Annotated in this window: 21 protein-coding genes and 2 pseudogenes; 16 read left to right on the top strand and 7 right to left on the bottom strand. The window is 70.5% G+C overall.

Features of this window, described 5'->3' with window-relative positions:
- Positions 1–55: 55 nt before the first annotated feature.
- The 6 genes and pseudogenes from H9Y04_RS28170 to H9Y04_RS28145 all read left to right on the top strand — a co-directional run bounded on the left by H9Y04_RS28170 (position 56) and on the right by H9Y04_RS28145 (position 6,783).
- On the top strand, positions 56–889 hold the full coding sequence (locus H9Y04_RS28170; protein WP_187816876.1) for a putative protein N(5)-glutamine methyltransferase: 834 nt from the start codon (positions 56–58) through the stop codon (positions 887–889).
- A 143-nt stretch (positions 890–1,032) separates the two neighbouring features.
- Complete coding sequence (locus H9Y04_RS28165) at positions 1,033–2,487, top strand: basic amino acid/polyamine antiporter (RefSeq protein WP_187816875.1); 1,455 nt, start codon at positions 1,033–1,035, stop codon at positions 2,485–2,487.
- 46 nt (positions 2,488–2,533) lie between these two features.
- Positions 2,534–3,725, top strand: a pseudogene (locus tag H9Y04_RS28160) (arginine deiminase).
- Positions 3,726–3,736: 11 nt separating this feature from the next.
- Positions 3,737–4,831: a baeRF3 domain-containing protein gene (locus H9Y04_RS28155; protein ID WP_187816874.1), complete on the top strand. Its 1,095-nt coding sequence runs from the start codon at positions 3,737–3,739 to the stop codon at positions 4,829–4,831.
- Between the two features lie 10 nt (positions 4,832–4,841).
- Entirely contained in the window at positions 4,842–5,285 is a 444-nt protein-coding gene (locus tag H9Y04_RS28150; RefSeq protein ID WP_187816873.1) for an SRPBCC family protein, read from the top strand.
- A 113-nt stretch (positions 5,286–5,398) separates the two neighbouring features.
- A pseudogene (locus H9Y04_RS28145) lies at positions 5,399–6,783 on the top strand (oxidoreductase).
- Positions 6,784–6,932: 149 nt separating this feature from the next.
- Here H9Y04_RS28145 and H9Y04_RS28140 read toward each other — a convergent pair.
- Together H9Y04_RS28140 and H9Y04_RS28135 are read right to left on the bottom strand one after the other, a co-directional pair.
- The gene (locus tag H9Y04_RS28140) at positions 6,933–8,186 is read right to left on the bottom strand and encodes a maleylpyruvate isomerase mycothiol-dependent enzyme family protein (RefSeq protein ID WP_187816872.1); all 1,254 of its coding nucleotides are present in this window, start codon (positions 8,184–8,186) and stop codon (positions 6,933–6,935) included.
- On the bottom strand, positions 8,183–8,773 hold the full coding sequence (locus H9Y04_RS28135; RefSeq protein ID WP_187816871.1) for a sigma-70 family RNA polymerase sigma factor: 591 nt from the start codon (positions 8,771–8,773) through the stop codon (positions 8,183–8,185). Before H9Y04_RS28135 ends, H9Y04_RS28140 begins: the two co-directional genes overlap by 4 nt.
- Before the next feature lie 341 nt (positions 8,774–9,114).
- Here H9Y04_RS28135 and H9Y04_RS28130 point away from each other — a divergent pair, with 341 nt between their 5' ends.
- Entirely contained in the window at positions 9,115–9,489 is a 375-nt protein-coding gene (locus H9Y04_RS28130; protein ID WP_187816870.1) for an STAS domain-containing protein, read from the top strand.
- Between the two features lie 21 nt (positions 9,490–9,510).
- Here the strand turns inward: H9Y04_RS28130 and kilB are convergent, their stop codons facing one another.
- On the bottom strand, positions 9,511–9,975 hold the full coding sequence (gene kilB / locus H9Y04_RS28125; RefSeq protein ID WP_187816869.1) for a plasmid transfer protein KilB: 465 nt from the start codon (positions 9,973–9,975) through the stop codon (positions 9,511–9,513).
- A gap of 192 nt (positions 9,976–10,167) precedes the next feature.
- Here kilB and H9Y04_RS28120 point away from each other — a divergent pair, with 192 nt between their 5' ends.
- The gene (locus H9Y04_RS28120) at positions 10,168–10,689 is read left to right on the top strand and encodes an EF-hand domain-containing protein (protein WP_187816868.1); all 522 of its coding nucleotides are present in this window, start codon (positions 10,168–10,170) and stop codon (positions 10,687–10,689) included.
- Between the two features lie 131 nt (positions 10,690–10,820).
- Here the strand turns inward: H9Y04_RS28120 and H9Y04_RS28115 are convergent, their stop codons facing one another.
- A complete protein-coding gene (locus H9Y04_RS28115; RefSeq protein ID WP_187816867.1) occupies positions 10,821–12,398 on the bottom strand; it encodes a class I adenylate-forming enzyme family protein in 1,578 nt (525 codons plus the stop codon).
- Between the two features lie 164 nt (positions 12,399–12,562).
- On the opposite strand from H9Y04_RS28115, the gene H9Y04_RS28110 reads away from it, so the two are divergent.
- The 5 genes from H9Y04_RS28110 to H9Y04_RS28090 all read left to right on the top strand — a co-directional run bounded on the left by H9Y04_RS28110 (position 12,563) and on the right by H9Y04_RS28090 (position 18,383).
- On the top strand, positions 12,563–13,780 hold the full coding sequence (locus tag H9Y04_RS28110; RefSeq protein WP_187816866.1) for an amidohydrolase family protein: 1,218 nt from the start codon (positions 12,563–12,565) through the stop codon (positions 13,778–13,780).
- 3 nt (positions 13,781–13,783) lie between these two features.
- Positions 13,784–14,938: an acyl-CoA dehydrogenase gene (locus H9Y04_RS28105; protein ID WP_187816865.1), complete on the top strand. Its 1,155-nt coding sequence runs from the start codon at positions 13,784–13,786 to the stop codon at positions 14,936–14,938.
- Positions 14,939–14,941: 3 nt separating this feature from the next.
- Positions 14,942–15,826, top strand: coding sequence for an acyl-CoA dehydrogenase family protein (locus H9Y04_RS28100; protein WP_187816864.1), 885 nt, complete (start codon positions 14,942–14,944; stop codon positions 15,824–15,826).
- A gap of 420 nt (positions 15,827–16,246) precedes the next feature.
- On the top strand, positions 16,247–16,711 hold the full coding sequence (locus H9Y04_RS28095; RefSeq protein ID WP_187816863.1) for an ATP-binding protein: 465 nt from the start codon (positions 16,247–16,249) through the stop codon (positions 16,709–16,711).
- 538 nt (positions 16,712–17,249) lie between these two features.
- A complete protein-coding gene (locus H9Y04_RS28090; protein WP_214661711.1) occupies positions 17,250–18,383 on the top strand; it encodes an RNA-guided endonuclease InsQ/TnpB family protein in 1,134 nt (377 codons plus the stop codon).
- Between the two features lie 113 nt (positions 18,384–18,496).
- On the opposite strand, the gene H9Y04_RS28085 is transcribed toward H9Y04_RS28090, so the two are convergent.
- Complete coding sequence (locus H9Y04_RS28085; protein ID WP_187816862.1) at positions 18,497–19,423, bottom strand: cyclase family protein; 927 nt, start codon at positions 19,421–19,423, stop codon at positions 18,497–18,499.
- Between the two features lie 101 nt (positions 19,424–19,524).
- Between H9Y04_RS28085 and H9Y04_RS28080 the strand changes: the two genes are divergently transcribed.
- From H9Y04_RS28080 to H9Y04_RS28070, 3 genes are all read left to right on the top strand, one after another.
- Positions 19,525–20,436: an SDR family NAD(P)-dependent oxidoreductase gene (locus H9Y04_RS28080; protein WP_187816861.1), complete on the top strand. Its 912-nt coding sequence runs from the start codon at positions 19,525–19,527 to the stop codon at positions 20,434–20,436.
- A 278-nt stretch (positions 20,437–20,714) separates the two neighbouring features.
- Positions 20,715–21,980 (top strand): acyl-CoA dehydrogenase family protein, encoded by a 1,266-nt coding sequence (locus tag H9Y04_RS28075; RefSeq protein WP_187816860.1) that lies wholly within the window; start codon positions 20,715–20,717, stop codon positions 21,978–21,980.
- Entirely contained in the window at positions 21,977–23,044 is a 1,068-nt protein-coding gene (locus H9Y04_RS28070) for a Zn-dependent alcohol dehydrogenase (RefSeq protein ID WP_187816859.1), read from the top strand. The genes H9Y04_RS28075 and H9Y04_RS28070 overlap by 4 nt, the downstream gene beginning before the upstream one ends.
- Before the next feature lie 48 nt (positions 23,045–23,092).
- Here H9Y04_RS28070 and H9Y04_RS28065 read toward each other — a convergent pair whose 3' ends face one another.
- Complete coding sequence (locus H9Y04_RS28065; RefSeq protein ID WP_187816858.1) at positions 23,093–23,941, bottom strand: alpha/beta fold hydrolase; 849 nt, start codon at positions 23,939–23,941, stop codon at positions 23,093–23,095.
- 51 nt (positions 23,942–23,992) lie between these two features.
- Complete coding sequence (locus H9Y04_RS28060; protein WP_438818155.1) at positions 23,993–25,318, bottom strand: MFS transporter; 1,326 nt, start codon at positions 25,316–25,318, stop codon at positions 23,993–23,995.
- Positions 25,319–25,374: the final 56 nt, after the last annotated feature.

Here is a 25,374-nt window from a genome sequence, read left to right as displayed (position 1 = left end):
GGGCTCAGGATATCGGCGGGCGGAGGCCCAGGTCATGGTCACGTAGGGTGCGGTCATGGGGAAAGGCAACTCCGGTGCGACGCACACGGAATCGGTGACGCTCCTGGCCGCGCGCCTGCGGGCGGCGGGCTGTGTGTTCGCGGAGGAGGAGGCCGAGCTGCTGCTCGAGGCGGCCTCCGCGCCCGGCGCCGTACTGGAGGACATGGTGGTGCGCCGCGTTACGGGCGAACCCCTTGAACAGGTCGTCGGCTGGGCGGAGTTCGGGGGCCTGCGCATCCTCCTCGACCCGGGCGTCTTCGTCCCGCGCCGCCGTACGGAGTTCCTGGTCTCGGTGGCGGCGGGGCTGCCGCTCGCGGCAAGCTCCTCGAACCCCGCGCCCCCGGTGGTCGTGGACCTCTGCTGCGGCTCGGGCGCGGTCGGTGCGGCCCTCGCGGCCGCCCTGCCCTCCTGCGATCTGCACGCGGCCGACATCGACCCGGCGGCGGTGGCCTGCGCCCGGCGCAATCTGCCGTCCGCACGTGTGCACGAGGGCGACCTGTTCTCGGCCCTCCCCGCTGACCTGCGCGGACGCGTGGCGATCCTGGCCGCGAACGTCCCGTACGTGCGCACCGCGGACATCCCGTTCCTGCCGTCCGAGGCCCGCGACCACGAGCCCCTGACGGCCCTCGACGGCGGCGACGACGGCCTCGCGGTGGCCCGCCGCGTGGCCGCGGACGCGACCCGGTGGCTGGCCCCGGGCGGCCACGTCCTGATCGAGGCCACGGAAGCCCAGGTCCCACTCGCCGTGCAGGCGTTCATGGGCGCGGGCCTGTCCGCGCGGGTGGTCGAGGACGAGGAGTGGGACGCGCGCGTGGTGGTGGGCACGGCTGAGCCCGCCCTGGTTCCGTAGAGCCGGGCCTTTCCGGTCCTCACGTCCCCAGAAATCTCGGCCCTCACACCCCAGAATTCTCGGCCCTCACACCCCAAAAGATGCCATCACCGGCAATTGCGGCAAAAGTGTGAATACGGGTTTTCCGTGCCGGGAAGGTCGCCATGTCTCAGGTCACCGACGGAGCGGGTACGCAGTCGTCCGCGGCCGTGAAGCTGTCGCTGTTCACCCTGACCACGATGGTGATCGGCTCCATGGTCGGCGCCGGGGTGTTCTCGCTGCCGCGGCGCTTCGCCGAGCAGACCGGCGTGGCGGGCGCGCTGATCGCCTGGGCCATCGCGGGCACCGGCATGCTGATGCTCGCCTACGTCTTCCAGTCCCTGGCCGTGCGCCGCCCCGACCTGGACGCGGGCGTCTACGCCTACGCGAAGGCCGGATTCGGCGAGTACCTCGGGTTCTTCTCCGCGTTCGGCTACTGGGCCAGCGCCTGCGTCGGCAACGTGACGTACTGGGTGCTGATCATGTCCACGGTGGGCGCGATCTGGCCCGCCCTGGGCGACGGCGACACCGCACTGGCCATCGTGCTCTCCTCGGCCGGCCTGTGGGCGTTCTACTTCATGATCCGGCGGGGCGTGAAGGAAGCCGCGGCGATCAACAAGATCGTGACCGTGGCGAAGATCGTGCCCATCCTGGTCTTCGTCGTCCTGGCGCTGTTCTACTTCGACCCCCAGGTGTTCGCGGACAACTGGGGCGGCGCCGACTACGCCGGCTCCCTGTTCAGCCAGGTCCGCGGCACCATGCTGGCCACCGTCTTCGTATTCCTCGGCGTGGAGGGCGCGAGCGTCTACTCGCGGCACGCCAAGAAGCGCTCGGACGTGGGCCGCGCGACCATCCTCGGCTTCCTCAGCGTCTTCGCCGTCTTCGCGTCCGTCGTGGTCGTCTCGTACGGGATCATGCCGATGGAGCAGATCGCCGAGCTGCGCCAGCCGTCCATGGCGGGAGCGCTGGAGGCGGCGGTCGGCACCTGGGGCAAGGTGTTCATCAGCGTCGGCCTGATCGTCTCCGTGCTCGGCGCCTACCTGGCCTGGACGCTGATGTCGGCCGAGGTCCTGTACGTGGCCGCCAAGGACGAGGACATGCCCCGCTTCCTGGGGCGCGCCAACCACGCCGACGTGCCCGTGCCCGCGCTGATCATGACCACGGCGCTCTCGCAGATCGTCCTGGTCGTCACCGCGTTCTCGGACGACGCGTTCAACTTCGCGCTCGACCTCACCAGCGCCCTGTCGCTCATCCCGTATCTCCTTGCCGCCGCGTTCGCGGTGAAGATCGGCACGCGCACCGACCCCCTCACGGCCGGCGGCGGCAGGACCTCGCACCGCGAACTCACCATGGCGAGCATCGCGTTGCTGTACACGGCGTTCATGCTCTATGCGGCCGGACTGCGGTTCCTGCTGATGTCCTTCATCCTCTACGCACCGGCCACGATCCTCTTCGTGATGGCCCGCCGCGAGCAGGGCCGACGCCTCTTCTCGCCCCGTGAACTCGTCATCCTCGCCGTCTCCGTCATCGGCGCGGTCATCGGCGTCATCGCGCTGGCCGCGGGCTGGATCAGCCTCTGACGTCCGCCTCTTGTTCCCGTACCGCCCCTGTCCCAGAGAGGTCACCATGACCGGTCCGAGCACTCCGTCCCAGGCCTACGGCGTCCACTCCGAGGTGGGGCGTCTGCACAAGGTCCTCGTCTGCGCCCCGGGGCTCGCGCACCGCAGGCTGACCCCGACCAACTCCGACGACCTGCTCTTCGACGACGTGATGTGGGTGGAGAACGCCCAGCGCGACCACGCCGACTTCGTCAACAAGCTGCGCCGGCGCGGCGTGGAGGTCGTCGAACTGCACGAACTGCTCGCGCAGACCATGGCACTCCCCGAGGCGAGGTCCTGGCTGCTCGACCGGAAGATCGTGCCCAACCAGGTCGGCGTCGGCCTCATCGACGACACCCGTGCCTTCCTGGAGACCCTGGAACCGCGGCAGCTCGCCGAGTACCTGATCGGCGGCCTCGCCACCACCGACCTGCCGGACGAGTACCGCTCCGGGTACGTATCCCTCGCGCGCGAATCGACCGGCGTACGCGAGTACTTGATGCCTCCGCTGCCCAACACCCTCTACACCCGAGACACCACCTGCTGGCTGTACGGCGGCCTCACCCTCAATCCGCTGTACTGGCCCGCGCGCCATGACGAGACCCTCCTGATGAAGGCGGTCTACCGGTTCCACCCGGACTTCGTGGGCTCACGCGTGTGGTGGGGCGATCCCGAAGCCGACTGGGGGCAGGCCACGTTCGAGGGCCGTCACCCAGGTGGCCAAGGCCCTGTTCGAGCAAGAGGCCGCCGAGCACGTCATCGTCGCCGGCATGCCCAAGCTCCGGGCCGCGATGCACCTCGACACCGTGTTCACCTTCGCCGACCGGGACATCGTCACGCTCTACCCGAAGATCATGGACTCGGTGCACACCTTCTCGCTGCGGCCGAGCGACAAGGCGCCGGGCCTCGACATCACCGACGAGGGCACCACCCCCTTCGTCGACGTGGTCGCCAAAGGCCTGGGGCTGCCGGGACTCCAGGTCATCGAGACGGGCGGCGACGTCTACGCCTCCGAGCGCCAGCAGTGGGACAGCGGCAACAACGCGGTCGCCCTCGAACCGGGCGTCGTCTTCACCTACGACCGCAACACCCAGACCAACACCCTGCTGCGCAAGGCCGGGGTCGAGGTCATCACCATCGTCGGCGCGGAACTGGGCCGGGGCCGCGGCGGCGGCCACTGCATGACCTGCCCGATCATCCGCGAACCCGTCGCCTTCTGAAGGCAGCCCCCATGGACCCCTTCCACAGCAGCGAGGCGACGGCCAAGCTGCGCCAGCCGCGCCCGTATCCGGCCGTGTCCCTGCTCATGCCGACCCACCGCCGAGCGCCCGACAACGCCCAGGACCCCGTACGGCTGCGCAATCTCCTGGCCCGGGCCCGCGACCTGCTCCACGCCGACCCGGCCGTGACCCGCGAACGGCGCGCGGACGTCCTGGACCAGCTGGAACAGGCCGTACGGGAAGTCGATCCCGGCCGCGCCCGGGAGGGCCTCGTGATCTACGCGGCGCCCGGCGAGCACCATGCCTGGTCCGTGGCCCGTGCGGTGCCGGAGCGCGTGGTGCTCTCCGACACCTTCCTCACCCGCAACCTCGTCGCGGCCCGGGCGGCCGCGCGTCCCTTCTGGGTCCTTGCCGTGGCGGCGGACCGGGTCTCGCTGTGGGACGGCGAGGGCGAGCAGGTCACGGAGCACACCGGGGACGGTTTTCCGCTGGCGCGGAGCCTGGAGGACCCCGACGCGGAGCGCAAGGAACGCATCGGCGATCTGCCGAGCACCTTCCGCGACGAGGCGGCCCGCCGGTTCCTGCGGCAGGCGCACGAGGCGGCGCGCGTGGTGCTCGCCTGGTCCCCCCGCCCGCTGTACGTGGCCGGCGGGGCCGCGGCCCTCTCCGTACTGGAGGAGCTCGGCCCGCCGGGCAAGGACACGACGGCCGTACGGCAGGAGGGCCTGGCGGCGGGGCCGGCGCCCCGGGTGTGGCGGGCGGTGGAGCCGCTGCGGGCCGAGCGGGCGGCGGCGGACCGGGCGGCGGCCGTCGCGGAACTCGACGCGGCCCGCGGCCGGCGGGAGTTCGCGGGCGGCCTCGACGAGGTCGCGCATGCCGTGTGGGACGGCCGGATCCGGCTCCTCGTGGTGGAGGAACACTTCCGTGCCGTCGTACGCGACTACCTCGACCATCTGGAACCGGCCGAGCCCACCGACCTCGACGCGCGCGAGGACCTCGTGGACGAGCTCGTCGAGCAGACCCTGGAGACCGGGGCGGAAGTGCGCTTCGTCCCCGACGGCACCCTGTCGGACACGAGCCGCATCGCCTGCGTCCTGCGCTACTGAGGAGCGTCACATGGCCCGCAATCGCTGTCTGATCCCGAGCTCGCCGCCGGAGGTCTGGGACCTGCTGTCCAGCGGCCGGCGGTACGGGGAGTGGGTCACCGGGACCCAGGAGGTCCTGGCCGCCGACCCGCACTGGCCGGACGTCGGTGCCCAGCTCACCGTCCGGGTGGGCATGGGTCCGGTGACCCTCGACGACACCTGCACGGTCCGCGTCTGCGAACCGCTGCGCCGCCTCGAACTCGAGGCGCAGGCCGGACAGTTCGGTTCGGCCCGTATCGCCATGAAGCTGATCCCGTGGGGCGGGAACACGCTCTTCATCCTCGACTGGCACCCCATCCGGGGCCCCGGCAGCCGGATGCACGGCATGCCCGTCGACTACCTCGTCAGGGTCCGCAACGGCATGATGCTGACGAAGCTGGCCCGGATCGCCGAACGGGAGCACGCCGCAGGGTGATCCCCGCGATCCCCGACTGCTGCTCGCCTCCGCCGCGCCGTCGTCTCCATCACCCTCGCACCCCGCCGTCCTGACCGGGCCCGCGGTCCAACGGAGATCACTAGGCTGAACGCGTGTTCTCCTACGACGAGTTGACCTCACCGGAACGCGCACTGTGGGACGCGTTCCCCGAGGGTCGCCAGGTGGACCTGCGCACCGGGACGCCCGAGGACGACCGGGTCGCCGAAGGCGGGCGGTGGGGTCCCGGGCGGACGGTGCGCGCCGAGGTCGTCGCGGCGCTTCTGCTGGGCGCCCGTCCCGCGCAGCCGGGTGCGGTCGCCTGTCTGCGGCTCGCCGGGGCGCGGATCTCCGGGCGTCTCGCGCTGGCCGGCGCGCAGATCGAGCACCCGCTGTGGATCGAGGACTGCTGGTTCGAGGACTCGCTCGACCTCCTCGGGGCCTCGGCCCGGATGCTCGTCGTGACGGGCAGCCGGGTGCCCGGCATCGAGGCCGATTCGGTCCGCGTCGAGGGGAACTTCGATCTGCGGCGCACCGTGGTGGAGCCGCTGGCGTACTCCCCGTTCAACGAGGTGAGCACGGCACTGTCGCTCGCCGACGCCCGGGTGAGCGGCGCGCTGCTCCTCAACGGGGCGCAGATCATGGCCCCCGGCGGCACCGCAGTGTCGGCCGGCGGCCTGGCCATGGAAGGCGGCGTGTTCGGCCGGGACGGGTTCGTCACCCGCGGTGAAATACGGCTGCCCGGCGCGCAGTTGCCGGGCGGGCTGCTCCTCGAAGGCGCCCGGTTCCTGGAGCCGGGCCCGAGCGGAGCGGTCCTCACCCTGGACAACGCGGTGATCTCGACCTTCGACGTCTCCGACGGCTTCCTCGCCAAGGGGGCCATACGGCTGCGCGGCACCCGGGCCTCCGCACTCCGCGACAGCTTCGGCAGCTGGCCGGACGTGGTGGAACTGGACGGCTTCGTCTACGGGTCCGTCGAGATGAGCGGCGTGGCAGGCGCGCCGGATCCCCGCGACTCCGTGGTGCACCGGCTTGCGTGGACAGCCCGCAGCCCGGGCGCCCCTATGAGCAGTTGGCGAGCTGGTACCGGCAGGCGGGCCACGACGACGAGGCCCGCCGCGTCCTCCTCGTCAAACAGCGCCGGCGCCGCCGCACGCTGCCCTTGGCCGGCCGCGTCTGGGGGCACCTGCTCGACGTGACGGTCGGCTACGGCTACCGGCCCTGGCTGGCCGGGATCTGGCTCATCGCCCTGACCCTGCTGAGCACGCTGGCCTTCGGCACCGGATCGCCGCACCCGGTGAAACCGGGCGAAGGCAGCCCGTTCCAGCCCTTCGTCTACTCCCTCGACCTGTTGATCCCCATCGGCGGCCTGGGGCAGCGCGCCGCCTGGTGCTGGTCGGACGGCGGCCTGCAGGGGCTGGCGTACGTGCTGATCGCCTTCGGCTGGATCCTGACGACAGCCCTCATCGCCGGGGTCACCCGCACGCTGCAGAAGAACTGACGCGCTGCGGAACAGTCGTATGCATCGCAGGACAGCCGTACGCACCGCAGAACAGCCGTATGCGCGGCAGGAGACCTGACAGGCTGCGGAGGAACCGTACGGGCAGTTGAACAGCCGTACACAGAGCGCGAGTTCAGCCGCCCCGCGCCCTACATCCGGCTCAAGGACGCCGCCGCCGACAGCACGTCACGGATCGCCTCCCGGTCCCCGTCCTGCCCCGCCGCCGCCTCCTCCGGCAGGACATGGCCCGCCGCGAGCCGGCAGAACTCCACGCCGTCCAGGGCGACATGCGCCACCTCGTGCTCCGCGGAGCCCACCGCGCCGGGGGAGTCCAGGGCGATCAGCCACTCGCCGCCGCCCAGGCCCTCGACCTCCAGGCGCAGACTGCGGCCGGGCGAGCCGGCACGGACCAGACCCTTGGCGGGCGCGGCGAGGCCTTCGCGTCGGCGGTCGGCCAGGGCCGAGGGCAGCATTCTGGCCGCGAGGTCGATCATGCGGTTGAGATGGCGTGGCGCCGGCGGCTCGTACGGGTAGTCCACCGCGTCCGCGATGTCCCCGGCGTGCACCCAGCACTCGAAGGCTCTGTCGATCAGCGAGTCGCGCAGCGGCAGGCTGAACGTCCCGTACGGCACCGAGAGTTGGCCGGATCCACCGCCCGCGAACGACACCGTCCGCACCAGCGCGTGCGACTGCTCGCGCCACGGCATCCGCACCGTGCGCGTGGGCGGGAAGTGCGAGGCCTTCCAGTACGTCTCCGTACGCGCCCACGGCGTCGCCTCGTCGGGCGTCAGCTCGCCGAGCGGGTCCTCCAGACCGAGCGCGACCGCGACCAGACCGTCGACGGTCAGCAGATGCGCGATCACGCCGGCGACGGTCGTGCGCCGGTTCACGGGCCGGTCGCTGCCGCCGTCGTACCACTTCAGCCGTACGGGGGCATGCCACTCGCCGTCGCCGATGTCCTGGAGCAGCGCGTCGAGCCGCGCCGTCTCCGCGTCGTACGGGGCGGCCCAGTCCGGTACGGGAATCCGCGGCGGCCGCCGGTCGAGACAGCCCGCGAGCACGCGTGAGCGCAGGCCCGGATCGAGGTCGAGACTCTCCTCCGGCTGCAGCAGTCCCACCGCGTCCCGCAGCCGCAGCGCCTCGTCGGCGCAGGGGCCGCAGATGCCCAGGTGGAGTTCGACCGCGGCCGCTTCGTCGGGTGCGCAGGCCGCGAGCGCCCAGGCGCCGAGCAGCGACTTCAGTACGTCGTGGTCCAGGGCCGGAATCGGCGGCGCCTCGGGTTCGGGCAGCGGACGGCCGCTGTCCTCGAGCGACTCGCGCGGAGCCGGTATCCGCGCCGGGGCGCCCGGGAGTCCGTCGTCCTCCGGGCGGCCGTCGCCCGGACCGAACGGATCGGGATTCATGTCGCTCTCCCGTACCCGTGCCGCCAGGGACTGCTGCCGCCGTTGCGCTTCTGGTCGTTGGCCGACGACAGGAGCTGCAGGCCGAGCCGCAGCCTGCGCCGCGCCTCGTCCTCGGTGACGCCGAGGTCGGCCGCGGTCTGGCGGTAGTCGCGGCGCTGGAAGTACGCGAGCTCGAGCGCGGCCCGCAGCGGCGCCGGCATCGACGTGACGATGTAGTCGGCGCGCGCGGCCGCCGATGCCTCGCGCACCTTGCGTTCGAGTTCCTCGGCGCTGCCCTCGCCGCCTTCGGCGAGCGCGGCCGCGCCTTCCTTGCGCAGCCGCTGCACGGCCTGGCGGTGGGCGAGCGCGGCGATCCAGGAGCGCATCGAGCCCTGCTTGGGCTCGTACGACTCGGGGTTCTCCCAGACGTGGGCGAAGACCTCGCGGGTGACCCGGTCGGCGGCTTCCTCGTCGTCGAGCACGCGATGGGCGAGGCTGTGGACGAGCGAGGCGAAGCGGTCGTAGAGCTCGCCGAGCGCCGCGGCCTCCCCGCGCGCGAGCCGCTGTTGCATCCTGCGGTCCCAGCGGGGTGGTGCGTCCTTCGCCATCAGGCCCCCTCCGCCTTGCTTCCCTGAGCTTCGAATGTAGTCCGCGGCGCGGCCCGCGTACGCCCCTTTACGGCAATGTGCGCCCGCGGCCCGGCCCGGGATGGTAACGAATGCGTCACCTTCCTTTGCTCAGAGCAACTGAACGAACCCGATCGAAGTCGATCCAGATAGATCGAATCCGGCGATTTGTGATAGGCCTTTCCTGTGTTTCAGCAGGAAACTGCGGGGCAGCCGGAGGAGCAGGAAGCGAAGGATCTGCTTCCGGATCTTCGGGGCCCGCAGCTGTCCGAGGTTGTACGGGCCCGGGCCCCCGAGACGAGTCTGCGAGCGAGAGGCATGGCGTGGCGCTCAAAGTGACCGAGGCGGAACGGGGCGGCTGGGCCGTCATCCAGGTCAGCGGTGAGATGGACCTGGTGACCTCACCGACCCTGCGCCAGCGTGTCCACGACGCCGTCGCCGACGGCCGGCGCAATGTCGTGCTCGATCTGTCCGAGGTCCTCTTCTGCGACTCCTCCGGCGTAGGCGTCCTGATCGCGTCCCGCCGTCTCCTGCGCTCCTGCTCCGGCCGCCTTCGCCTGATCCTGCCGGCGCGCGGCGCGGAGGACGGCTCCCACGTCAACCGCGTCCTCGCGGCCCTCGGCGTACGCCGCCTCTTCGAGGTCTACCCCGACGCCGCCTCCGCCTCCGACGACTCGGCCCAGCCGCTGTCTGCGTGACGGCACCACGCCGTACGCCGCCTACACGTGCTCCTTCGCCAACGCGACGAACCCGTCGATGGCCTCCTCCGCCGCGCGGTACGCCGCGGTGTACTCCTCCCGGTCCGCCGCGCCGGGGATGCGGGCCACCTTGTCCAGCGCCGTCTGCGCGAACTGTGCAAGCTCCGGACGGTCGGTGACGAGCCGTACGCGGTACAGCGCCTCGTTCACCTGACCGCGCTGGTCGAAGGAACGGGCCTTCAGACCGGCCTTGGTCGCGTCGAACTCCCGCTGCTCATGGTCGAGAAGCCACCGGTCCATCTGCGCCCGCAGATAGTTGAACAGGGCCCCGGCGTACGCGCTGTACACCTGCAGCCTTTCCTGCCGCAGCCGCTCCGTCTGGGCGAACCGCTCCGTACGCGCCAGCGCGCGCTGCTGGAACAACTGACTGACGCCGACACCAAGGAGCGTGCCGACGACGGCTATGACACTCGCAACAGCTTCCACACGCACAGTCGATCATGCGCGCACAGCCTGCAGCGGGTTGTCGCAGATTCTCATCAGTCCTGATACGGAGGCGAACTTTTCCGGGCCAGTGGGCGAACGGCGACGTACGCTCCCTTACGACCTGGCGATTGCTCCCCAGGTCGTACGTCACAAGCAACCGCATCCCGACGAATTTCGAGTGAGGCAGCCGAGATGGAGAGCGCAGAGTACGAGCGCAGGATTGCCGCCCGCTTCGCCAGCTTCGACCAGGACGGCAACGGCTATATCGACCGCGAGGACTTCTCCTCCGCGGCCAAGGCCCTGCTCGCCGAGTTCGGTGTGACGGCGCGCTGCGACAAGGGGCAGGCGCTGTACATCGGTGCGGAGGCGTTCTGGCAGGGGATGGCCGGGATCGCGGATGTGGACGGGGATCAGCGGGTGACGCGCGAGGAGTTCGTCACCGGCGCCGTGAAGCGGCTGCGGGACAGCCCGCAGCGGTTCGCCGAGATCGCCCGGCCGTTCCTGCGGGCCGTGGTGGCGGTCGCCGACGGCGACGGGCAGGGCGTGACCGTGGCGGATGCGTCGCGGGTGCTGCGGGTGCTCGGTGTCGCACCGGATGTGGTCCCTGTGGCGGCGGCCGCGCTGGATCCGGCCGGGACGGGCCGGATCCCCTCGGAGGAGCAGCTTCTCGCGGCGTTCGCCTCGTACTTCACGACTCCGGCGCCGGACGCGTAGGTCTTTTGGGTGCGGATAGGCGGGGGTTCGGGGCTTCGCCCCTTGCCCCCGCATCCGAACTCCGTTCGGATCTCCTCAAACGCCGGAGGGGCTGAGAGATCTGCTCAAGCGCCGCAGGGGCTGGGTAGCGGCTAGTTGCCAAACCGCTCCCGCAGCTTGTACTTGAGGACCTTCCGCAAGGTCTCATTACGCGGCAGCGCGTCCACCACCTCCAGCTGCTCCGGCAGCTTGTGGACCGAGAGGCCCTCCGCACGCAGATAGTCCGTCAGCTCGGTGAGGGTCAGCCGCGGTGTTCCCGCGCGCTGTTCGATCACCGCGCAGACCCGTTCGCCGCGCACCTCGTCCGGCAGTCCGATCACCGCCGCGTCGCCCACTGAGGCGTGCTGGTGCAGCAGGTCCTCGATCTCCTTGGCCGAGATGTTCTCGCCCTTGCGGATGATCACGTCCTTGGCCCGGCCCGTCAGGACCAGGTGGCCCGACTCCGTGACGTGGCCCAGGTCGCCCGTGATCAAGTACCCGTCCGCGTCGAAGACTTCGGCCGTCTGGGCCGGGTCGAGATAGCCCTGGCACACCGCCTCGCCCTTCAGGCGCACCTCGCCGTCCACGCGCGCCGGCAGCTCCTTGCCCTCCGCGTCCGTGATGCGGATCGACATGGCGGCGGGCGGTTTGCCCTCCGTCGTGGCGAGGTTCTCGGCCGTGTCGTCGGGCGCGCCCATCGTGATCATGGGCACCTCCGTCATCCCGTATCCATGCGTGAGAGCGCAGTCCATCTCGCGTACGACGGCGTGGTAGACCTCCGGCGGCTTGGGCGCGCCGCCGCCCGCGAGCAGGCGGAGGGTGGGGATGAGCTTCTCGCCCGGGTTCTTGCGCTGTTCGGCGAGGAACATCGAGTAGAAGGCCGTGGAGCCGCCCGCCGTCGTCACACCGTGCCGCCGGTATCCGTCCAGCGCGCCCGGGAGCGCGAACTTCTCGAAGAGCACCGCCGGGAACCCGTACAGGAAGAGCATGACGAGGTAGTCCGGACCGCCGATGTGCGCGTACGGGAAGGCGATGGAGCCCACGTCGTCCGGCGACAGGTGGAGCGCGTGGGCCAGGCACGAGCCGCCGGCGATCAGTGAACGGTCCGTGTGCAGCACGCCCTTGGGGTCGGAGGTCGTGCCCGAGGTCCAGTAGATCCAGCGCACCGAGGTGCCCTCGGCGGGCGGCGGGGGCAGGATCCGCGGGTCGCCGTCGGGCAGCGTCTCGTACGCCTCGAAGATGCCGCGCGCGCCCAGGCGCCGCGCCATGTCTGTGTGGTCGAAGTCCCGCCACACACCGGGCGAGGCGAAGAACTCCGCCTTCGACTCCCGGAGCGCGAAGCCGACTTCCTTGTCGCGGTAGAAGGGGATGAGCGGGGTCTGTGTCGCGCCGATACGGGCGAGCGCGGCGGAGAGCAGGACGGTTTCGATACGGGTGGGCAGCTGCCAGGCGACCACGGTGCCGGGCCGTATCCCCATGCCCCACAGGCCGGCCGCGACCCGCTCGGCGCGGTCGCGCAGTTCGGCGAAGGTCAGGGTGCGGTCGTCGGCCGGGTCGGCCTCCGCCTGGATCAGGACGCGGCGGTTCGGCGTGCGGGCCGCGCGCCGGCAGATCAGCTCCCAGAACGTGGGCGCCGAGTCCAGTCCGGCCCCCTGTACGACCGCTCCCGGTGTGGATGGTGCGTCGCTCATGGCGGACCTCCGTAACCTCGCGACTCGCATTCCTGACGACCTGTCAGATTGCCGAGAGCGTATGTCTCCGCGCCTTGTCGGTCCAGAGGTGCGGGAGCTAGCCTCTATCTGACGATCCATCAGAAACAGTCGACGCCCGTTGCGCGTCGGGTGAGGGGACCCCCATGGAACTGCCTCGGATCATCAGCGTCGACGACCATGTGATCGAGCCCGCGCACCTCTTCGAGACCTGGCTGCCGAAGAAGTACCAGGACCGCGGGCCCAAGCCGCTCACCGCCGGAATCGGCGAACTCGCCTACGTCGCGGGCAAGTACCAGATCACGATGGACCCGGACGGGCCGCCCACGGACTGGTGGATCTACGAGGATCTGAAGTTCCCGTACAAGCGCAACATCGCCGCCGTCGGCTTCGACCGCGACGAGATGACCCTGGAGGGGATCACCAGGGCCGAGATGCGGCGCGGCTGCTGGGACCCCAAGGCGCGCCTCGCGGACATGGACATCAACCACGTCGAGGCCTCCCTGTGCTTCCCGACCTTCCCGCGCTTCTGCGGCCAGACCTTCGCGGAGGCCCACGACAAGGAGGTCGCGCTCGCCTGCGTGCGCGCGTACAACGACTGGATGGTGGAGGAGTGGTGCGGTGACTCGGGCGGCCGCCTGATCCCGCTCTGCATCATCCCGCTGTGGGACATCGACCTCGCGGTCGCCGAGATCCACCGGAACGCGGCGCGCGGTGTGAAGGCCGTGACGTTCTCCGAGATCCCCACCCACCTCGGTCTGCCGTCGATCCACTCCGGCTACTGGGACCCGTTCTTCGCGGCCTGCCAGGAGACCGGCACCGTCGTGAACATGCACATCGGCTCCAGCTCCCAGATGCCCGCAGCGTCCCCGGACGCCCCGCCCGCCGTCCAGGCGAGCCTGAGCTTCAACAACGCGATGGCCTCGATGATGGACTTCCTGTTCAGCGGGGTCCTGGTGAAGTTCCCGACGCTCAAACTCGCCTACAGCGAAGGCCAGATGGGCTGGATCCCCTACGCCCTGGAGCGCGCCGACGACGTGTGGGAGGAGCACCGCGCGTGGGGCGGGGTCAGGGACCTCATCCCCGAGCCGCCGTCCACGTACTACTACCGGCAGATCTTCTGCTGCTTCTTCCGCGACAAGCACGGCGTCGCCTCGCTCGACGTCGTCGGCCGTGACAACGCCACCTTCGAGACCGACTACCCGCACGTCGACTCGACCTTCCCCAACACCAAGGAAGTCGCCCTCGACCACGTCAAGGGCCTCGACGACGAGACCGTCTACAAGCTGATGCGCGGCAACGCGATCCGCATGCTCGACCTCGACTTCGACAAGGGGCTCACCTTCCCCTGGACAGTCAAGTAGCCCATGGATCTCACGTATACGGAGGAGGAAGAGGCCTTCCGGGCCAAGCTCAGGGAGTGGCTCGGGCAGGTCCTTCCCACGCTGCCGCCCAAGCCCGACCCGAACGACTGGCCCGGCCGGCGCACGTACGACATGGGCTGGCAGCGCCGGCTGTACGAGGCGGGGTACGCGGGACTGCACTGGCCCGTGGACGCCGGTGGGCAGGGCGCGACGCCGACGCAGCACCTGATCTTCCTGGAGGAGACGGAGCGGGCGGGCGCGCCCTATGTCGGCGCGAACTTCGTGGGCCTGCTGCACGCGGGGCCGACCATCGCGGCCGAGGGGACCGCACAGCAGAAGCAGCAGTGGCTGCCGCCGATCCTGCGCGGCGACGAGGTCTGGTGCCAGGGCTTCAGCGAGCCCGACGCCGGCTCGGACCTCGCCGCCCTGCGCACGAAGGCCGTGCGCGACGGCGACGAGTATGTGATCACCGGGTTCAAGATCTGGACCTCGCACGCCGAAGTCGCCGACTGGTGCGAGCTGTTGGTGCGCACCGAGCCGTCCGCGCCCAAGCACCGGGGCATCTCGTGGCTCGCGATGCCGATGGACGCGCCGGGCGTCACCATCCGGCCGCTCAGGACCCTCGCGGGCTCGACCGAGTTCGCCGAGATGTTCCTCGACGAGGTGCGCGTCCCGGTCGCCAACCGGGTCGGAGAGGAGAATGACGGCTGGCGCGTCACCATGGTCACGCTCTCCTTCGAGCGCGGCACCGCGTTCGTCGGCGAGGTCGTCGCCTGCCGCCGTACGCTCACCGCGCTCGCCGGCGAGGCCCGGAAGAACGGCCGCTGGGACGACCCGGCGCTGCGGCGCAAACTCGCCCTGCTCAGCGCCGAGTTCGCGGCGCTGTGGCGGCTCACGCAGTGGAACGTCAGCGAGTCCGAGGCCACCGGGGGAGTCCCCGGCATCGGCGGCTCGGTCTTCAAGCTGCGCTACTCGCACGCCCGCCAGGAGCTGTACGACACGGCCGCCGAGGTGCTCGGCGCGGGGGCGCTCGACCTGGACCACGAGTGGGTGCTCGACCGGCTCTCCTCCCTCTCGTACACGATCGCGGCCGGCACCTCGCAGATCCAGCAGAACATCATCGCCGAGCGCATCCTCGGCCTCCCGAAGGGCCGGTGAGCCGTGCACTTCCAACTGACCGACGATCAGCGGGCGTTGCAGCAGGGGATGCGCGAGCTGCTCGCGGGACGCTTCGACCGCGACGCGCTCCGGGCGGCGGTCGAGAGGCCGGGCACGCTCGACCGCGCGCTGTGGCGCGAGCTGGGCGAGGCCGGCTTCTTCGCGCTGCGGCTGCCCGAGGACGACGGCGGGGTCGGGCTCGGCGCCCCGGAGGCCGTGCTGCTCTTCGAGGAGGCGGGCCGCGCCCTGCTCCCCGGACCGCTGATCGCCACGCACCTCGCGGCGGGTGTGGTGAAGGGAGCCGCCGACGGCAGCGTGGTCGTCACGCAGGCCGACGGTCCCTTGATCGAGTGGTACGAGGCGGCGGACGCGGTGGCCGGAGAGGAGATCACCGATGGCGCGACCGTCCCCGTCCGCTCCGTCGACCCGCTGACACCCCTGCACCGGCTGCACGAACCGGCCGCCGCCGGCGACCCGCTCGTCGGCCTCTTCACCGCCGCCGAACAGCTCGGCAGCGCGGCCCGTACGACCGAGATGGCGGTCCAATACGCGGGCGAGCGCGAGCAGTTCGGCGCCGCGATCGGTTCCTTCCAGGCCGTCAAGCACCTGTGCGCCCAGATGCTGGCCCGTACCGAACTCGCCCGCGCCGCCGTCTACGCGGCGGCCGTCACCGGCGACCTCGCGGACATCGCGAGCGCCAAACTGCTCGCCGACGAGGCGGCGGTGCGCTGCGCCCGGGACTGTCTTCAGGTGCACGGAGGCATGGGCTTCACGTGGGAGGCCGATGTCCATCTGCATCTGAAGCGCGCCTGGGTGCGCAAGGAGCGGTGGGTGTCGCAGGGTGCGTTGACGGAACTTCTTGCGGAGCTTCTCGTCGAAGTGGGATGACGCCCCGCAGCTCTCCCCTGAACGACAGCGCTGAGTAACGGAACGGGACCACGAACGGGTTGAGTCGCGCAGCCGACTCGTCACGTCACGGAGTCGGGCCCCTGCTCCGGTACGCTCCGTGGGGTGCGAGTGGTCAAGCTCCCGAGCCGTACCGGAGTCGCCCCAGTGGTGGCCCCGGGGGCCGCGATGTGCACCGCTCGCAGCGTCGGGCGCCGTCTTGCGCCCGAGTGTTCGAGCCCCCGCAAAGCGCGTCGCACAGTATGCCGCACGCGTACTCCTTCGCGCTGGAATATGCCCGAAGCGCTTGTTGGGGTGACTGTACGTCAACCATGCTGTCCCGTACGGGGATCACGTTCCGTGACCCTGACGTGGCATGAGGCTGTACCCGAGCGGTCCCGCCGGATTCGGATGGTGTGAGCGGTGCAGGTGCTTCAAGTTCAGATGGAGGTCGGGGCCGACCCTGCCGAGGTGGGGCGCGCCCGGAGGTGGGCCAGGTCGCGGCTCGCCGTCTGCGGCATAGAGGCGGACGAGCCGGTCGCCGAGACCCTCGTGCTGCTCATCTCCGAACTGGTCACCAACGCCGTGGTGCACACGGGCTGTCCGGCCGTCCTGCGCATGCTGCTGCCCGACGTCCCCGCCCCCTCCGGGACGGTCCGCGTCGAAGTCGACGACTCCTCCTCACGCGCGCCTCAGCCACGGGACGCCGACGGGGACGACACCAACGGCCGGGGCCTAGCGCTCGTCGACGGGCTCGCCGACCGGTGGGGCTGGCAGGAGGAGTCCACCGGGGGCAAGCGGATCTGGTGCGAGGTGGACCGCGGATCCGTCAGCGCGTGCGCGTCCGAGGCGGTCGTGCCGTCGGGGGTTGTGGTGCACGCGGTCTGAGACAGGTCGTGGTGCACGCCTTTTGAATCAGATTCCTCGCATACGGGAGGAAGCCCGACAGTGGGTGTTGACGTGGCGTGTCCGTTTGATCACGCTTGTGGTGGGCGATTCGCCGCGAGGGGACGTCGAGGGTGTAGGTGACGGACTGAGCGGCCTCGGCGAGTGCGAGTCGTGCGTCCGGCGTCAGCCCTCAGGGCCAACAGGGCGGTTTCTGAACGCCGGAGGCGGCCGGTGGGGCGCCCCGTGAGCGGCGCGCCCCACCGGCCGGCGAGTTCAGCTTGATCTTGCGAGGAACCCCGGGGGTTCAGCCCCGGGAGAAATCGCATCCCGGGGGTGCGACGCGGACCGTCGCGGCTGCGGACGTGTCGGGCGCGGAGCGCCCGGAACGCTGGCACGGCGGAGCCGTGGCACATGAAAGCGGTTCGAATGCCCGGGCGAAGGCGTCACTTGATCGAGTGGAACTCCTGTGCGAGTGGATGGCTCGAATGACCGGCTGTTTACGGTGGGTGTCGTGAAGCTGGTCGTGCAGGTGCGCTTGATGCCGAACGCCGTACAGGCACCGGTACTTGAGCGCACCCTGCACACGGTCAACGCATGCGCGAACCAGGTCTCTGCCGGTTCGTACGCGTCGTACGGGCTCAAGGGCTCGGTGAAGGATCTTCGGTCGATGGCCTACAGCGAGCTGAAGGCTCGTGGGCTCGGCGCGCAGGCCACGCAACACGTCATCAAGCGTGTCGTGGACGCCTATACCACGCTGCGGGCGAACCTACGGGCCGGGAATCTCGGCCTCGAGACGTCGAAGCGGCGGCGTAAGGCAGAGTCCAAGCCCATCGCCTTCCGTCCGGATGCGGCGCACACGTTTGATGACCGGTGCTTGTCGTGGAACCACGACGCCCAGACTGTGAGCATCTGGACACTCGACGGCCGGATGAAGAACCTGCGGTTCGTTTGCTCGCCGGGCGCGCTCAAGCAACTTGCCGAATACCGCCGGGGGGAGAGCGATCTCATCCACCGTGACGGTATGTGGTTTCTGATCGCTACCCTCGACCTCCCCGAGCCCGAGGTGTACGAACCGAAGGGCTGGATCGGTGTGGACCGGGGCATCAACAACCTCGCCACCACCTCGGACGGCGACAACTACTCCGGGCGCCGCCTGGACCGCTACCGCCGTTGGCAGGCCCGCAAGAAGGCCGAACTCCAGGCCAAGAAGACCCGCTCGGCCAAACAACTCCTCAAGAAACGGGCACGCCGCGAATCCCGGCGCGCGGCCCACGTCAACCACGCGATCTCCAAGACTGTCGTTGCTGTCGCCCAACGCACCGAACGCGGCATCGCCCTGGAACAGCTCCAAGGCATCCGTGAGCGGGTCACGGTTCGACGCGACCAGCGAGCACGACAGTCCTCCTGTCCGTTCCACCAACTCGGCTCCTTCCTGGAGTACAAGGCACGCCGTGCCGGTGTGCCGTACCTGGAGGTGGACCCGGCCTACACCTCGCAACGCTGCCCGCGCTGCGGCCACACCGAGCGCGGCAACCGCCCGTCTCGGGACCACTTCTTCTGTCGTCGGTGCGGCCTCGCTGGGCCCGCCGACCACGTCGCCGGGGTCAACGTGCGCGAACGCGCGCGCTCGGCGTGGGTATTCGTAAACATGCCCCAACCCGACCCCGTATAGGGGTCAGGCGATGTGACCCGTAACCGCCCTGTCGTAGGGGGCAGTCGGGAGCATAAGCGAAGCCTCCACTAGGACTCAGCCGAAAAGCTCGGTCCCTTCAGGGGCCGAGTTGTTTACAGGACGGCCACCGGGGCCACCGGACATCCCGTGCCGCCGACGAAAGGTTCCGGCATCGCGGAGAGCAGGAACGCGTACCGCGATTCTTGTGCACAGGCTGTGGACAGTTCTTCGAGATTCCAGTTCTGGCCCTGCATCATGCCCATTTCGACCAGATGGAGCCCGTGCACGCCCAGCCACAGGTTCTCGATCTCGGGCGGGAAGATCTCGAAGACCATCGTGTCGTTCGCGACCGCCGCGACGTCCCGGGCATGGAACCATTCGGGCGTACGGATCGACAGGCCGGGTGACGGCGTCGCATAGCCGTGCTTGTCGGACTGGAGATAGAGCTGCATCTGTCCGGTACGGACCAGGACGATGTCGCCGGCGCGCACCGTGACCCCGCCGAACTCCTCGGCCTCTTGCAGGTCTTCGGGCGTCACCGCGTGGTCCCCGGGCAGCCGGTCCACGCCCTTCGCCGCCGCCACGTCGAGCAGGACGCCGCGCGAGACCACGTGCCCCGCCTTCTCGATCCCGCTGAACTCCGCGCCGCCGTGCGCCGTGATGGAGCCGGCCGGGCGGCCGTTGTAGATCTTCCCGGAGTGCGAGACGTGCGTGAGGGCGTCCCAGTGCGTGGCGCACTGCAGGCCCATCGTCACGGCGTCGTCCGAGGTGGCGACCGTATCCGGCCCGAACATCTCGAAGTTGAGCATCACCATCGTGTGCATCGGGTTCACGCGGCCCGGGATCATGCCCGTCTGCACGCCGTTGTCCTGCAGGTTCAGTGCGAGTGACACCCGCCGGCCACTGCGTATCTCCGCGGCCGCGGCCCTCACCACCTCATCGGTGATCAGATTCAGGGTGCCGATCTCGTCGTCGGCGCCCCAGCGTCCCCAGTTGTTGACGCGCTTGGCGATGTCGTGGAACTCGGGTGGCAGACCCATCTGGTTCTCCTCAACTCCATTGCCTGCTGGGGCTTGTGCTCTCGTATCCCGTGGCCCCTAGAATCTAACGGTCCGTCAGAAACCGCGGGAAGGGGCACGACGTGGGGAACTTCTTGGCAGGCAAGGTCGTAGCGGTGACCGGGGCAGGCCGCGGCATCGGCCGAGCGGTCGCGCTCGCGGCCGCCGCCGAGGGCGCCAAGGTCGTCGTCAACGACTACGGGGTGTCGATCGAGGGCGGCGAGCCCTCCTCGGAGGTCGCCGAGCAGGTCGTCAAGGAGATCGAGGCGGCGGGCGGTTCGGCGGTCGCGGTGGCCGACGACATCTCGACCATGGCCGGCGGCCAGCGGATCGTCGACACCGCTCTGGCCTCGTACGGCCGGATCGACGGGGTCGTCTGCGTCGCCGGAATCCTGCGCGAACGCATGCTCTTCAACATGTCCGAGGAGGAGTGGGACCCGGTCGTCGCCACGCACCTGAAGGGCACCTTCACGGTCTTCCGCGCCGCGTCCGCGGTGATGCGCAAGCAGGGTTCGGGCACGCTGATCGGCTTCACCTCCGGCAACCACCAGGGGTCGGTCGCGCAGGCCAACTACTCGGCCGCGAAGGGCGGGATCATCTCGCTCGTACGGTCGGCGGCGCTCGGCCTGCACAAGTACGGCGTCACCGCCAATGCGGTCGCGCCCGTCGCGCGGACGCGGATGTCGGCGAATGTGCCGATGGAGCTGAAGGAGATCGGGTCGGCCGAGGACGTGGCCGCGCTCGTCACGTATCTCCTGTCGGACCGGGCCCGCGAGGAGAAGATCACCGGGCAGGTGTACACGATCGCCGGGCCGAAGATCGCGGTGTGGGCGCAGCCGCGGGAGCTTCGGGCGGGGTATGCGGAGGGCTCGTGGACGCCGGAGCGGATTGCTGACTTTCTGCCGGGGACGGTGGGGACGGATCCCATGCCGATGCTTGCGCAGCTGGAAGCGATGGCTGCGGCTGCGGCGGCGAAGGATCGGCCCAACGCGTAGGGGTCTGGGCGGGGTTCGGCTGGGCTTGCGGGTGGGGTTCGGCCGGGTGCGCGGGTGCGCGGGTGCGCGGGTGAGTGGGGGTGCGGGTGGTGCGCCTGCGGCGGGCCTTTCTCCCCGCCCCGCCCCTTCCCGAAACCGGGGGTCGCCCCCGGGCCCCCTTTTCGCGCTGAACGCGCTCGGCCTCAAACGCCGGCCGGGCTGAGCTTCAGCCCCTGCGGCGCTTGAGCAGATCCGAGCGAAGCTCGGATGCCGGGGAACGGTGAGATGGGAGGGCACACGTGGACTTCGAGTTCGGGGTCGAGGACGAAGCGTTCCGGGCCGAGGCGCGGGCGTGGCTGGAGACGCATCTCGTCGGGGACTTTGCGCAGGCGCGAGGCAGTGGCGGCCCCGGCAGCGAACACGAGGGCAGCGCGCCGCGCCGCGCATGGGAGCGCGAGCTGGGCGCGGCCGGCTGGGTGGGCCTCGGGTGGGGCCCCGACGCCGAGGCGAGCACGTACAAGAGCAAAGGCCCGTACGGGAACCGGAGCGGCACCCTGACGCAGCAGGTCGTGTGGGCCGAGGAGTACGCCCGGGCCAAGGCCCCCGCCCGCTACGGCCACATCGGCGAGAACCTGCTCGCGCCCACCCTTCTCGCGTACGGGAGCAAGGAGCAGAAGGAGGAGTTCCTGCCCGCCATCGCCCGCGGCGAGCAGATGTGGTGCCAGGGCTACAGCGAGCCCGGCGCGGGCTCCGATCTGGCGGGGCTCAGGACCACGGCCGTCCGCGAGGGCGGCACGTACCGGATCACGGGCCAGAAGATCTGGACCTCCCTCGCCCACGACGCCGACTGGTGCTTCGTGCTCGCGAGGACCGAGGCCGGCTCCGCGCGGCACAAGGGGATCAGCTTTCTGCTCGTGCCCATGGACCAGCCGGGCCGGATCGAGGTCAGGCCGATCACGCAGCTGACGGGGACGAGCGAGTTCAACGAGGTGTTCTTCGACGGGGCCGTCGCGCGCGCGGAGCACGTCGTGGGCGGCGAGGGCAACGGCTGGCAGGTCGCCATGGGCCTGCTCGCCTTCGAGCGCGGCGTGTCCACCCTCGTCCAACAGATCGGCTTCGCCGAGGAGTTGGGCCGCGTGGTGCGCGAGGCCGCCCGCAGCGGCGCCGTGGACGGCGATCCCGTACTGAAGGACCGGCTCGTACGGCAGTGGGCCGAGCTGCGCACCATGCGCTGGAACGCGCTGCGGACGCTGGGCGGCACCCCCGACCCGGGCGCGCCGAGCGTCGCCAAGCTGCTCTGGGGCGGCTGGCACCAGCGGCTCGGCGAGCTGGCGATGCAGGTGCGCGGCACGCTCGCGACCCTCGGGCCGTACGACTGGACCGCGGAGAAGCCGTACGAACTGGACGCACTGCAGCGGCTGTTCCTGTTCACCCGCGCCGACACCATCTACGGCGGCTCGGACGAGATTCAGCGGGGCATCATCGCCGAGCGCGTGCTCGGGCTGCCCAAGGAACCCAAGCAGCACAAGGGTTCGCCACAGGGATCCCAAGGAGGGGACCGATGAGAGGTGTCGTCTTCGACGGCAAGCAGACCCAGGTGGTCGACGACCTGGAGATACGCGACCCGGGGCCGGGGGAGGTCCTGGTCGCGATCGCGGCCGCGGGCCTGTGCCACAGCGACATGTCCGTGGTCGACGGGACCATCCCCTTCCCGGTGCCGGTGGTCCTCGGGCACGAGGGCGCGGGGGTCGTCGAGGCGGTGGGCGCGGGCGTCACGCATGTGGCCGCCGGCGATCACGTCTCCCTGTCCACCCTCGCCAACTGCGGTGCCTGCCCGGACTGCGACCGGGGCCGTCCGACGATGTGCCGCAAGGCGATCGGGATGCCCAAGCAGCCGTTCTCGCGCGGCGGGAACCCGCTGTTCCAGTTCGCGTCCAACTCCTCCTTCGCCGAGCGGACCGTCGTCAAGGCGGTGCAGGCCGTGAAGATCCCGAAGGAGATCCCGCTGACGTCCGCGGCCCTCATCGGATGCGGCGTCCTGACGGGCGTGGGCGCGGTGCTCAACCGGGCGCGCGTCGACCGGGGCGACTCGGTGGTCGTGATCGGCGCGGGCGGCATCGGGCTCAATGTGCTGCAGGGCGCCAGGATCGCGGGCGCGACGGCCATCGTCGCCGTGGACGCCAACCCCGCGAAGGCCGATGTGGCACGGCAGTTCGGGGCCACGCACTTCATCGACGCCTCCGCCGTGGACGACACCTCGGAGGCCGTACGGGAGGTCTTGCCCACGGGTGCGGACCATGTCTTCGAATGCGTCGGCAACCCGAAGCTCATCCGGCAGGCGGTCGAACTGCTCGACCGGCACGGCCAGGCGGTGCTGCTCGGCATGACCGGCGCGCAGGTGGAGGCGTCGTTCCTGCCGGCCGCCATGTTCCTGGACAAGTCGATCCTGGGCTGCCGTTACGGGTCCTCGCGGCCGCAGCGCGACATTCCGCTGTACGCGTCCCTGTACCAGCAGGGCCGCCTGCTGCTCGACGAGCTGGTGACGGCGACGTATCCGATCGAGGACTTCGCGAAGGCGGCGGACGATCTGCACGGGGGGCGAGTGGCCCGCGGGGTGCTGACCTTCTGACCGGCCGTGTGTGCGGGGTGGCCGGGGCCACCCCGCACACACCGCGGTTCACGCCAGGGAGGCGAGCACCTTCGCGGCCTCCGCCGGCTCCACCAGCCACTTGAGGTGGCTGCCCGAGACGGTGTGGACGTCGTACGGGTTGCCGGGGGTCAGGGCGTCGCCCTCGCGGATCAGACGGTCCTGGAGGGCGATCGGCATGGACGCGTCGTCCGCGAGGCGGATGTACGACCTCGGGATCGTGCCCCACGTCGCCGCCTGGGCGCGGTCGGCGGACGTGCCGACGTCCAGGTTCTCGTCCGGCTGGAAGGTGTTGAGGAAGTTCAGGACCTGCGACTCGCTGCCGTCAGCGAAGAACGCCGCCTTCAGGGCGGCGAGCGCACCCTCGTCCGCGGTGCGGAAGTTGACGCGCAGGGCGCCGAGTTCGGCGGGGTTGGCGGCCAGGGCGCTCGCGAACGCGCCCGGGTCCACACCGGCCATCTCGGGCTCGGCGTAGTAGTCGTTCACATCGAGCTCGACCGGGGCCCAGGCCGACACGTACACGAGGCGGTCGATCAGGTCTGGGCGCGCGTTCGCCGCCGCCGTCGCGGTGATGCCGCCGCGGCTGTGCGAGACGAGCACCACCGGGCCGTTCGCCTTGGCCCGCTCCAGGACGGCGATCAGGTGCGCGGCGTTGTCGGCGAGCGTCACGCCGGCGGCCGAACTGGGCGCGGCGGCCAGGTCCGCCGGGTCCTGCGGGGCCTGGTAGCCGCGCGTGTACGTGGCGGCGAAGCCGTGGCCCGGCAGGTCCACGGCGGCCGAACGGTGGCCGAGCAGGCCGAGTTCGGCCTGCAGGGGCGCGAAGGAGAAGGAGTTCGCGAAGGCTCCGTGGACGAGTATGAAGGTCGGCTGCTGCTGCATGGGTTCCCCGCTCCCTGTCTCGAACAGGCGGTCGCTGTCCGCCGGTTGACCCTACTTCGCGATCCTGATCTCCGACCGGCCCTTGCGGATCACCACGGCCATCAGGGCCGCCGCCGCGCACAGGGCGCCCGACATGTACCAGACCGGGTTGTACGTGCCGAAGACATCGCGGGCCACACCGCCGAGGAAGGCGACCAGAGCGGCGCCCACCTGGTGCGAGGCGAGCACCCAGCCGAAGACGATCGCCGAGTCCTCGCCGTAGTGCTCGCGGCACAGCGCGATGGTCGGCGGGACGGTGGCAACCCAGTCGAGACCGTAGAAGACGATGAAGAAGATCATCGGCGGGTGGACCGAGTCCGAGAGCAGGATCGGCAGGAAGAGCAGCGAGACACCGCGCAGCGCGTAGTAGACGGCGAGTAGGCGGCGGGAATCGAAGCGGTCCGTGAGCCAGCCCGAGAAGATCGTGCCGAGGATGTCGAAGATGCCGATCACGGCGAGCAGCGATGCCGCGGCCTGCACGGGCATGCCGTGGTCGTGCGCGGCGGGCACGAAGTGGGTCTGGATCAGGCCGTTGGTGGACGCGCCGCAGATCGCGAAGGTGCCGGCGAGCAGCCAGAACGGGCCGGTGCGCGCGGCCGAGAACAGCACCTTGACCGCGCGCCGAGCCGCGCCTTGCGCGGGGGCGGGCTTGGGCACGAACTCCTCGGCGCCGTACGGCTTCGCGCCGATGTCCGCCGGGTGGTCGCGGAGCAGCAGCCAGACGAAGGGGACCACGGCCAGCGCGGTGAGGGCGACGGTGACGGAGGCGGGCTTCCAGGTGCCGTCCTCGACCATCCACGCGATCAGCGGCAGGAAGATCAGCTGGCCCGAGGCGCCGGCGGCGGTGAGGATGCCCGTGACGAGGCCGCGCTTCGTGGTGAACCAGCGGTTGGTGACGGTTGCGGCGAAGGCCAGGGCCATCGAACCCGAGCCGAGGCCCACCAGGACGCCCCAGTACAGGATGAGTTGGAGCGAGCTCGACATCCAGACGGTCAGGCCCGAGCCGAGCGCGATCATCGTCAGGGCCACGGCGACGACCCTGCGGATGCCGAAGCGGTCCATGAGGGCGGCGGCGAAGGGTGCGGTGAGCCCGTACAGGGCGAGGTTCACCGAGACCGCGAGGCCGATGGTGCCGCGTGACCAGCCGAAGTCGTCGTGCAGCGGCTCGATGAGCAGACCCGGCATCGAGCGGAAGGCGGCGGCGCCGAGGATCGTCACGAAGGCGACGGCGGCGACGTACCAGGCGCGGTGGATGGGAGGGGCGGGGCGGGTGGGGCGGGTGGGGGCCTGGGTCCCGGTTTCAGTGGGCTGCGGTACGGCGTCGGATGTCTGCGTCACGGGATCATCCTGGCGGGCGGGGCCCGGCGGAACGAGTGGCCCGAGGGACAGCCTTC

The sequence above is a fragment of the Streptomyces polyasparticus genome (genome assembly GCF_014493765.1).
Taxonomy (GTDB): Bacteria; Actinomycetota; Actinomycetes; order Streptomycetales; family Streptomycetaceae; genus Streptomyces; species Streptomyces polyasparticus.
Note: the sequence above shows the minus strand (reverse complement) of the source record. Positions and strands in the feature narration are given on the sequence as shown.